This is a genomic window from Paraburkholderia sp. LEh10, assembly GCF_017814945.1.
In the GTDB taxonomy this organism is placed as follows: domain Bacteria; phylum Pseudomonadota; class Gammaproteobacteria; order Burkholderiales; family Burkholderiaceae; genus Paraburkholderia.
Genome location: NZ_JAGIPX010000028.1, coordinates 1 through 8,838, shown reverse-complemented (window position 1 = coordinate 8,838; position 8,838 = coordinate 1). Strand labels below are relative to the sequence as shown.

The following is an 8,838-nucleotide window of genomic DNA, read 5'->3' as shown; positions in this document are numbered from 1 at the left end:
TTGTTGCTGTGGCTATTGTTACCGGCCGGGGCGCGCGCCGCGGCGTCCGATGCGCCGCCGGCGACGGACGTCGCGCCACTCGCGCCCGACACCGTGCTCACAGGCACGGCGACCATCTTCACCGCATCCGGCGACGACAACTTCAACGGCTGCCCGATATGCAGGCGCGAGAACGGCTTCATATGATTCCACGCGACGATCTGCTTGACGGTGACGTTATGGCTGCGCGCGATGCGCGCCAGCGAATCGCCGCGCCGCACCTTGTAGATGACGGGCGGCACCGGCTGCGCCACCGTCTGCGGCGCGGACGGCACGGGCGTTGCGGATGCGGGATCAGCCGCCGTCTGCTTGCCCGAGGCAGCGCCGTTGTCACTCGCGCTCTGCTCGCCGATATGCGCGCAAGCGCCCAACATCAATGCGAGCGTGACGCTCGCGAAACTGGCCCAGGCTTTGTGGAGCCCACTCTTCGACATATTCTCTCCGCATTATTCGTTCAAAGACGGGATGCGCGCGTCTCTGCCAGCGGCGGACATCGAACGACACCCGCGGGCGGCGGCGCAGCATGCCGCATCGTTGCGGCTGCAACCTCCGGCCATTTGCCGGAACCAACTGGCCTCGCGGAGCCGCTTCAAACGTTATGCGATCTTCCGTCAAAGGGACAGATTAGCCGTCTAAATCAAAAGCGCATTTTAATGTGATCGCACCCGAAATCCCTTGGGCCCGAACACTCTGATACAAATGTTTATCAGCGGTATTTTTCGCTTGCCTGGGCGGCTCGCCGAGCCTTCGCGCATGCTGTCGAGAACCGCCCTTTCCATATCGGCACGGCGCGCGCGAAACTTGAGATGCGCCGTCGCGCGCACCGCATCCGTCGAGGGGAACATCATGGCCGGTCTTGCCGAATCGAAGACGATCAGCGTGTCGATCGCGCGCGAATGGCGCGAGGTGTATGCGTTCATGGAGCATCCGCTGTCCTTCGCGCAGTGGGCGTCGGGACTCGGCAAGCCGTTGCGTGGCTCCGGCTCGCAGTGGATCTTCGAAAGCGCCGACGGCCGCGAAGTCGCCGTGCGCTTCACGCCGCGCAATCCGTATGGTGTGCTCGATCATTACGTAAGCGGTGCTCGGGGCGACGAGCTAGTTGTCCCGATGCGCGTTGTTCCGAATGGCGGCGGCAGCGAGGTGCTGGTCACGCTGTTTCGTGCTGCGGACGCGAGCGATGCGCAATTTGCCGCCGACGCGCAGTGGGTCGAACGCGATCTTGCTGAATTGAAGCGGTTCTTGGAGACGCGGTGAGGCGAAAGGTTGGGGTCAAGCACGCACGATCGTCACGCCGAGCGCCTCGAACGGCGCCGTCGCTGAGTGCGGCGCGCCCTTCTCGACGACGATCGCGCTCGCCGCGTCGATGCCCGCGATCATGTACGCGGACGCGGCATTCAACTTTTCCGACGACGCCAGCACGATCGTTTCCGCCGCGCGCGCCGCAAGCGCGCGCTTCACGTAGGCCTCTTCGAGATCGCCGGTGCTGAGTCCCGCCTCGGGATGGACGCCGGTAACGCCCATGAAGTAGAGATCGGCGCGAATGTGGCCGAGTGCTTCGATCGCGGCCGCGCCCACAGTCACCATCGAATGACGGAACAGCCGCCCGCCGATCACCAAGACCTCGAGCGCTTCATGCTCTGACAACTCCACCGCGATGTTCGGGCTGTGCGTGACGATCGTCGCGCGCAGATCGAGCGGAAGATGACGCGCAAGCTGGATCGCAGTCGTGCCGCCATCGACGATCGCGATCTGGCCCGGCGCGATCATCTGCGCGGCGGCCCGGCCAATCGCCGCCTTTGCGTCCGATCCGATCGCCCTGCGCCCGGCGAGATTCGCCACCGCCGGCGATGAAGGCAATGCCCCGCCATGCACACGCTGCAACTTCCCTTCGGAGGCAAGCTCGCGCAGATCGCGCCGCACGGTGTCTTCCGATACGCCAAACGACTCGCTCAGCGATTTCGCCAGCACCTGGCCGTCGCGCTTCAGCGCATCGAGAATCAGCTTCTTGCGTTGGGAAGTCAGCATCTTGTTCTGTCTGATTGATTGTCCGTGAGAGACTGCACGAAATTTCTTGATTATGCACGAACTGCACGATACCATGATTCGGCCATCGGGTTACAAAACAAGGAGCGCTCATGAGCGAAACGGCCGACCGCGTGCGAATCGTCGATGTTCAGGTGCTATCCGACGATTGGTACGTGCTGAAGAAAACCACCTTCGACTATCGGCGCGCCGATGGGAACTGGCAGCGGCAAAGCCGCGAGACTTACGACCGCGGCAACGGTGCAACACTGCTGCTGTACGATCCGCGACGCCGGGCTGTCGTGCTCACGCGTCAGTTCCGTTTGCCTGCGTTCGTCAATGGGCATGATGGCATGTTGATCGAGACGCCGGCTGGGTTACTCGAGGAGGCGTCGCCCGAAGAGAGGATTCGCGCCGAAGTCGAAGAGGAGACCGGCTATCGGGTGCAATCGGTACGCAAGGTATTCGAGGCGTTCATGAGCCCCGGCTCCGTGACGGAGAAACTGTTTTTCTTCGTCGCCGAATACGATGCCGGCGCGCGCGTGAGCCGCGGAGGCGGGATTGCTGACGAGGGCGAGGATATCGAGGTGCTCGAACTGCCTCTCGACGATGCGCTGGCGAGGGTCGCGCGCGGCGAGATCATGGACGGCAAGACCATCATGCTGTTGCAATACGCCGCGCTTCATCTGTTCCTGCAATAAGCCGCGAGCGCCACGCGAAATAAAAAAACCCGTCGTGCTTCGCAAGAAGCGCGACGGGTAATACGTGGAAATCTGACGACACGAGTGTCGCTTGTTACATCGTCTGCTTAGAACTTGTGGCGAATCGCGGCACGGAACGCGAACTGGTTCGCCGTCGACGACGGAGCCTGCGTGCCCATGATGAACGCGTTGTCCATGATCGAGTTCGTGGTGTCGCCCGCGACCTTCTGGTAGACGCCCTGCAGATAGAAGTCCGTGCGCTTCGAAACGTTGTAATCCGCCATCAGGCCGACCGTGTGCACCTTGGGCTTCACACCGCCCGTCGACGCATCGTAGTTTTCCAGCGTGTACACGTATTCGCCACCGACGAAGAATGCAGGCGTGACCTGATACTTCGCATTCACTTCGAAGTTCTGGAACTTCAACGTATTCAGCGCCGCGCCCGGTGCGATGATCGCGGCCGGGTTGCCGAGGTAGCCGTTGCCCGTCGGGTTGTGGTAGTTCGAGTTCGTATAGGCGAAGCCGACCGTCGCCGAGCCGAACGTGTAGTTGACGCCTGCCCCAAACACGCGCATGCGTTGTGCGAAGAAGCTTGCATCGTTGGTCGCGATTGCGCCGCCCGACGTCGCGCCCGTGTTGTTCGCCTGCAGGTACGCAGCGGCGAGCAGCAGACCACCCGTCGCGTACTGTGCACCGAAGCTGTATTGACGGTTGTTGGCGAAATTCGTGTCGTTGCTGAAGCTATACGTACCGCCGAACTGAAAGCCGGCGATCTCCGGGCTCGCGTACTTGATCGAATTGTTGACGCGGAACGAGTTGTCCGTGTTGTCGTTATCGAACGGGTGCGAGAAGAGATAGCCTGCCCAATTGCCGTTCGCCGTGGTCTGCGCGAGATAGTCGACGACGGAGTCATACTGACGGCCCAGCGTAACCGTACCGAACTTGTCGTTCGACACGCCGACATATGCCTGGCGGCCGAACATGCGCCCGCCCTGTCCGAGGCGGCCACTATTCAGGTCGAAGCCGTTTTCCAGCTGGAAAATCGCCTTGTTGCCGCCACCCAGATCTTCCGCGCCCTTCAGGCCCCAGCGGCTGCCCTGTGCATAGCCGCTTTGCAGCTCGACAACGCTACTGCCGCTGACATTGTTCGTGTAGTTGACGCCTTCGTCGATCACGCCATACAGCGTAACACTGCTTTGCGCGAACACGGGTGCGGCGAATGCGGCGGTTGCGGCCAGCGCGATGACCTGTTTCTTCATTGGACGATCTCCTTTTATTGGTAGATGTGTTGATTGGTGTTTGTGTACTTAACTTTTATTTCGCAATGCTTACTGTCAGTCAAGCTTTTTGCCGTTTCGCTTGCCTGCATTCCTGTATCGAGGCGCATGCAACGGACGAGATGCTGCCCGACCGGATGCGCATAGTCCAGTTGAAGCCTGAATGGTTGTGAAAATCGTTGTGAAATGCCCACGAATGGTGCATCAATTCGCCGGATTGAATGGGTCTATTAGAGAAATTCGCGTTTGCGTCGCCCAGTTTCGCTAGGGATCGCCCTAGCAAAGATATCTGCAATGTGAATAGGAATTGTCTGATTGGAGGTGTGGAACGGTCTTAGTATCCTCTGCGCCTCGATGGGCGCACATTGAAGTGGCGGGTGGAATTCGGATGGTCGGCGTCGCCATTCACCGCCCAAAGCACACCTTGCGCCACGGCGTCGTCACAACGTAGGGAGGCATTGATGCAGACAAGTCATCGCGACGTTTCACATAGTCCACCCCACGTCGTATTAAACCAGCCGACTAGTGGGGCTTCGCGCCTCATCGGGATCATCGTGTTTGATGGGTTCTCGATGTTACCGGCGGCAAAGGTCGTCGACGTATTCGACAAAGCCAATCAGGTATTGGCCGTTGGACATGGCAATGCACCTTGCTACAGGACCATTTTCGTATCGAGCCGCGGCGGTTGGGTTTCGAGTTCGGCGTGTATCCATGTGCTGACACAGAAAATTGAATATTTGGGCGAGACACGGGCGCTTTTCGTCGCTAGCGGCGAAGCCGCATTTCATGCAGTTCAAGAATCACCATACGTCGGATCGCTTCGCGACGGCAACGGTAGCGCAAGCGAACTTCTCCCAGTTGGCAGCGGCGATGTACTACTAGCCGCAGCCGGCGTTTCAAGTCACGCGTCCTCCGCGGGCAAGCGCACCACCGCAGGCGATCAACGGTTTCGCGGTGCGGACGACATCGCTATTCCGCAAGTTCATGCAACGCGATCGGGAGTGCGGCAAGCACTCGAATTGATCAAGTTGGACTTTGGCATCCCGGTTCTACGTCGCGTACTCGAACTGCTACCAGACACTGGATTGCCGGAATTTTCGTCCATCGCGAACGATAGCGGCAAATCGATCAAACAGAAGATCCACGAAAGCGCGCGGTGGATCACGCAGAACTGCAACAGGTCAATCTCCGTTACTGTCGCCGCGCAGACGGCCGGGATGAGCGAGCGCTCATATTTGCGTCACTTTCGCGCGGAAATCGGCGTCAAGCCTTCTGAGTACCTGCGGCGTTCACGCGTCGAGTTGGCTGCGTCCATGTTGGAGTCCGTCGATTTGCCGGTCGACAAGATCGCACGCCGATGCGGGCTGACGAGCGGCGAATGTCTTGCGAGGTTGTTCCGTCAGATCTGGAATATCTCCCCGACTGAGTATCGAAACAGGTTGCGATAGAGACGACATGACGAATCGATGACTCTTCCGGTTCCGGACCGAACTTTCGTCCCTTAACTGACTCTCGCGGATCCATCTCATCCGATGCTCACACCGCTTTCCAAAGCCACCGACTTTCTCTGCATTGCTGGCGCCGCGTATGTGTCGCAGCATCTTGTATTTCAAGAAGGTTTAGCATTTTCCTATATTGATGGACTGCTAGGTTTGTTAGGCCTGACACTGCCATTCGTCACATTTCAGTTGACAAGGGTTTATCAGCCTTACAGGAACGATTCGGTTATCGTAAGCGCCATAAGAACATTGGCCGCCTGGTTTGCCGCACAGAGCATTCTCGCAATTGTGTCTCACGTGTATCCAGGCACTGCAACGCGTAACCACTGGCTGCTTTGGTGGACGGTCATCGCAGCTTGCGCGCTCGTTGTCGGTCGATATTCGATACATGCACTACCACTTCTTTTCCGCTCGTGGTGGTTCGCGCCTCCACGAATCGCCATCGTCGCACCATCAGGTGGCAACGGCAATCTCATCGACCGTATCACGGCACAAACGCGCGACGCATTTGTGCCCGAACTGATATTTGATCCGTCTCTTGCTCACGATACGAACGTCGAGCGCATTCCAGCAATCTGTGAATTGCAATCGTTCATTCAGTCGGTACGTGCGAAAAGCCTGAGAGAAATCTGGATTCTTAATTCACCCTTTCAACCAATCCCTGTCAAATCACTTCTCGAAGAATTCAAACACGAGTTCGTCAATATCCGTGTCCTTCCAGTAATTGATGAACAAGCGACCATCAAACCGCGCGCCGGCGACTACCGCGGCGTGCGTGTATTCAATCTAAAGGCATCACCGGAGCGTGGATGGAGTGTCGTGCCCAAGGAGATATTTGACCGGATTTTCGCGCTATGCATGTTGTTGTCGCTTTCGCCCCTGCTGCTAGTGATCGCTCTTGCCGTGAAATGCTCCTCTCCCGGACCTGTTTTGTTCCGCCAGTATCGAAAAGGGATGAATGGCGAGGTATTCTCGATTTATAAATTTCGGACAATGTATCAAGGAAATGGCAGCACCGGGACTGTCGTGCAGGCCAAGCGAGACGATACGCGTGTTACCCGTGCCGGGCGATTTCTTCGTCGCACAAGTCTGGACGAACTGCCGCAGTTTCTCAATGTCTTGAACGGCGAGATGTCTGTGGTGGGGCCTCGACCACACGCTGTCGAACATGACGAATACTACAAGGATCTTGTCCAGGACTATATGTTTCGATATCGAATAAAGCCGGGCATCACGGGATTGGCGCAGATCAACGGTTATCGGGGCGAGACCGCACAACTCGAGAAGATGGAAGGTCGTGTGCGCCTCGATACTTACTACATCCAGAACTGGTCCTTCTGGATGGATATAAAGATTATTACACTAACGATTATCAGGGGCTTCTCCGGGCACGGAGCTTACTAGTCGTTCTCTGGAGAAGAACCCGACGAAAACGGCGCACAGCGTTGTGAATCAACGCACACCTTTCTTCTACACCGCGCCCCCTTGGGCGCGATTCCTATAGCGACATAGGGATGCGGGCGTATCTAGCCGCGTCCATAGGTATCGTCAAAGCGGACAATATCATCCTCGCCGAGATACGAGCCAGATTGAACTTCGATTATTTCAAGCGGTATCCTCCCGGGGTTCTCAAGGCGATGTCTAACGCCGAGCGGAATATAGGTTGATTCATTCTCCGACATCATAAAGCTTTCATCACCGCGAGTTACATGCGCCGTGCCTCGGACAACGATCCAATGTTCGGCACGGTGATGATGCATCTGCAGTGACAGTTTGGCGCCCGGGTTCACGACAATCCGTTTGACCTGAAACCGGTCACCCTTGTCGATCGAATCGTAGTATCCCCAAGGACGATGCACTTTCCGATGATTAACCATCAGTCCGCTGTGCTCGCCTTGAACGCGCCCCACAATCTTCTTCACATCCTGTACTGACGCCTTGTCCGCAACAAGGATAGCATCGTCCGTTTCCACGACGACAAGATCTCGCGTTCCGACGCATGCGACGAAACGACCGCCCGAATGCACAAAGGTGGATGTAGCCCCTTCAAACATGACAGGACCACCTTGACCCACGTTTTTATCTTTGTCCTTCGGCATGAGTTGCCAGAGCGAATCCCATGAGCCCAGGTCCGACCAGCCGGCTTCTATTGGTACAACGACGCCTCTGCAGACGGATTCATGCTTGCCAATCTTTTCCATCACCGAATAGTCGATCGAGTCCGAAGGAGAAGAGCTAAATGCATCGTAATTCAGACGGAAGAAGATTCCATCGGAAATGCCGCGAGCGTGCGCTACTTCACATGCCTTATAGATTTCCGGCTGACACTGCTTCACGGCTTTGAGCCAAACGGATGCTCGTACAATAAAGATTCCACTATTCCAACAATATTCGTTTGACTCGACATACCGTTTCGCAACGTCCGAAGAGGGTTTTTCTACAAAGCCATCGAGCCAACGAATGTCAGCTCTTCCGTCTGCTCCCAAGGGCTGCCCAAGTCGAATATACCCGTATCCAGTTTCAGGGGACGTAGGAACCACACCAAGCGTGACCAAATGACCGTTTGCGGCATGCAGGACACCTACGCCGACAGCAGACTGGAAGCTGGCAACGTCACGAAAGGCGTGGTCTGCCGGCATCGCAACCATGATGCCGTCCCCATCCGCGGCGATGACTGAAAATGCGGCGGCAGTCAACGCCGGCGCTGTATTTCGTGCCACGGGTTCCAGCACCAAACTGTATGTCTTACCTGTCGCGCGAAGTTGTTCCGCAGTCGTAAAGCGATGCTCTTCGTTACAAACGACGATAGTTTGCGAAGCAAGCTCATAGTGGGATTTGAATCCATCCAGGCGCTGTACCGTCGACTGGAGCAGGGACTCCTCGCCCATCAAGGCAATCAGTTGCTTCGGGCATTCTTTTCTGGACACTGGCCACAGCCTGGTTCCTGAGCCGCCTGCAAGAATCACAGAATGGACCTTGAGTGACACGTCGGAAGGAACGTCTATTGACAACGGATTGTGTACGACCGGCAATTCGGATGATTCTGTCATGTAGTACTCCGTAAGTGTTAATACGTGCGTCGGAGTTTAGGTATGCAAACGTTCGCGTATGTTATTAAACTCATCTTGTGAATCCGCTTGTTACCGGTTAGTCAGTTTCGAAGGCGATATACCGATGCAGCGAGAGGTGCAATTGTCATTTTTGCACCACCACCTGAAAGCCCGCGACATTCGCCAGAATCCTCTCAACCCCCTCCACATACGCCCGCGTACCGAACCTGCCCACCGCCGTCTGATACCC

8 protein-coding genes are annotated in these 8,838 nt (G+C 57.1%); 4 read left to right on the top strand and 4 right to left on the bottom strand.

The genetic code is table 11. The features are described 5' to 3' along the window. The coding region (locus J8I87_RS22825) for a LysM peptidoglycan-binding domain-containing protein (RefSeq protein ID WP_209934198.1) at positions 1-473 on the bottom strand (473 nt) is incomplete at its 3' end. A 412-nt stretch (positions 474-885) separates the two neighbouring features. Here J8I87_RS22825 and J8I87_RS22820 point away from each other — a divergent pair. Next, positions 886-1,293, top strand: a complete 408-nt coding sequence (locus tag J8I87_RS22820) for an SRPBCC family protein (protein WP_209934197.1) — start codon at positions 886-888, stop codon at positions 1,291-1,293. A 15-nt stretch (positions 1,294-1,308) separates the two neighbouring features. Here J8I87_RS22820 and J8I87_RS22815 read toward each other — a convergent pair whose 3' ends face one another. Then, entirely contained in the window at positions 1,309-2,064 is a 756-nt protein-coding gene (locus J8I87_RS22815) for a DeoR/GlpR family DNA-binding transcription regulator (protein ID WP_209934196.1), read from the bottom strand. A gap of 110 nt (positions 2,065-2,174) precedes the next feature. Between J8I87_RS22815 and J8I87_RS22810 the strand changes: the two genes are divergently transcribed. After that, positions 2,175-2,762 (top strand): NUDIX domain-containing protein, encoded by a 588-nt coding sequence (locus tag J8I87_RS22810; protein ID WP_209934195.1) that lies wholly within the window; start codon positions 2,175-2,177, stop codon positions 2,760-2,762. A gap of 107 nt (positions 2,763-2,869) precedes the next feature. Here the strand turns inward: J8I87_RS22810 and J8I87_RS22805 are convergent, their stop codons facing one another. Continuing rightward, the gene (locus J8I87_RS22805) at positions 2,870-4,021 is read right to left on the bottom strand and encodes a porin (RefSeq protein WP_209934193.1); all 1,152 of its coding nucleotides are present in this window, start codon (positions 4,019-4,021) and stop codon (positions 2,870-2,872) included. Between the two features lie 479 nt (positions 4,022-4,500). Between J8I87_RS22805 and J8I87_RS22800 the strand changes: the two genes are divergently transcribed. Next, positions 4,501-5,487 carry a helix-turn-helix domain-containing protein gene (locus J8I87_RS22800; protein ID WP_209934192.1) on the top strand — a complete coding sequence of 329 codons (987 nt, stop codon included), beginning with the start codon at positions 4,501-4,503 and terminating at the stop codon, positions 5,485-5,487. A gap of 84 nt (positions 5,488-5,571) precedes the next feature. Continuing rightward, the gene (locus J8I87_RS22795; RefSeq protein ID WP_209934191.1) at positions 5,572-6,942 is read left to right on the top strand and encodes an undecaprenyl-phosphate glucose phosphotransferase; all 1,371 of its coding nucleotides are present in this window, start codon (positions 5,572-5,574) and stop codon (positions 6,940-6,942) included. 122 nt (positions 6,943-7,064) lie between these two features. Here J8I87_RS22795 and J8I87_RS22790 read toward each other — a convergent pair whose 3' ends face one another. After that, positions 7,065-8,588: a mannose-1-phosphate guanylyltransferase/mannose-6-phosphate isomerase gene (locus J8I87_RS22790; protein WP_209934190.1), complete on the bottom strand. Its 1,524-nt coding sequence runs from the start codon at positions 8,586-8,588 to the stop codon at positions 7,065-7,067. Between the last annotated feature and the right edge of the window lie 250 nt (positions 8,589-8,838).

Bases quoted from the DNA above. Each gene is read 5' to 3' on its own strand.
- J8I87_RS22800 (WP_209934192.1), top strand. From the start codon at position 4,501: ATGCAGACAAGTCATCGCGACGTTTCACATAGTCCACCCCACGTCGTA.
- J8I87_RS22805 (WP_209934193.1), bottom strand. From the start codon at position 4,021: ATGAAGAAACAGGTCATCGCGCTGGCCGCAACCGCCGCATTCGCCGCA.
- J8I87_RS22790 (WP_209934190.1), bottom strand. From the start codon at position 8,588: ATGACAGAATCATCCGAATTGCCGGTCGTACACAATCCGTTGTCAATA.
- J8I87_RS22795 (WP_209934191.1), top strand. From the start codon at position 5,572: ATGCTCACACCGCTTTCCAAAGCCACCGACTTTCTCTGCATTGCTGGC.
- J8I87_RS22810 (WP_209934195.1), top strand. From the start codon at position 2,175: ATGAGCGAAACGGCCGACCGCGTGCGAATCGTCGATGTTCAGGTGCTA.
- J8I87_RS22820 (WP_209934197.1), top strand. From the start codon at position 886: ATGGCCGGTCTTGCCGAATCGAAGACGATCAGCGTGTCGATCGCGCGC.
- J8I87_RS22815 (WP_209934196.1), bottom strand. From the start codon at position 2,064: ATGCTGACTTCCCAACGCAAGAAGCTGATTCTCGATGCGCTGAAGCGC.